Here is an 838-nt window from a genome sequence, read left to right on the forward strand (position 1 = left end):
ACCTCTGAAGCTATGGCTTGCCCAGATCGGGTCCGAGCTTTGGCTGAAGCGCGAGAGGTTGACATGAGCGCTACGGTCAAAATCTACATCGAGATCCTATTCTTACAGCTTCCACTTTATGCGCTTATCCTTGGTTGCGCCTACGCATCTTGGCTCGCGTTCAACCGTCGTCAGTATCTGATCGCGATTTTGCTTGCCGGAATCGCTGTTCTGCCCGGTGTGAGTTACGCTTATTCGTTTGTGGATTCTCGGTTCGTCGCTCCCGCTGCCAGGAGAGCCGAAGTGGTATCTTGGCAGCGTGCGAAGATTACTCGATATAACAAGCCGAACACATTCATCACCACATGGCAGAACGGCGGTGGCTCAATAGCAAAGGCACTGGTTGAACTTGATCGTTTTGAGAAAGCCTACGGCTTGATTGCGGACGACTGGTACGCTTTTGAACGAATCCAGGGGCAGATATGTCCTGACACTCATCACGATCCGCTTGCGCCTGCTCGACAAAATGAGGCGCGGGAAACAACCGCCTGTGTTTCTGTCAAGAAACTCGGACGATATCTCATGCCGCAAATATCGGAGCCACATCTGCGCTTGCTGATCGATGAAACTGCTCCTTCCCATCACCAAAGTGCCAGTGGGACCACTGGCCGCACTCTGGAGCTTAGGCTAGTTTCCAAAGAAGCCAACCAACTCGTTTCCTTCTGGGAAGTGGCGTATTTCGACGTTCCCGCATTTCCGCCGATATTGGTGAACGGAGAGAAGGGCTGGCTTAGAGAGCCATTCGGGGTGAATCATACGCCTCCCCCCGATCCAATAAAGTTCGTTCTAGATGCAATCG

Annotated in this window: 1 protein-coding gene; it reads left to right on the top strand. The window is 52.5% G+C overall.

Annotated features, from left to right (window positions below):
- Nucleotides 1-63: 63 nt before the first annotated feature.
- The coding region (locus E4K65_RS46730; RefSeq protein ID WP_135179766.1) for a hypothetical protein at nt 64-838 on the top strand (775 nt) is incomplete at its 3' end.

It is taken from the genome of Bradyrhizobium niftali (genome assembly GCF_004571025.1).
Classification (GTDB): domain Bacteria; phylum Pseudomonadota; class Alphaproteobacteria; order Rhizobiales; family Xanthobacteraceae; genus Bradyrhizobium; species Bradyrhizobium niftali.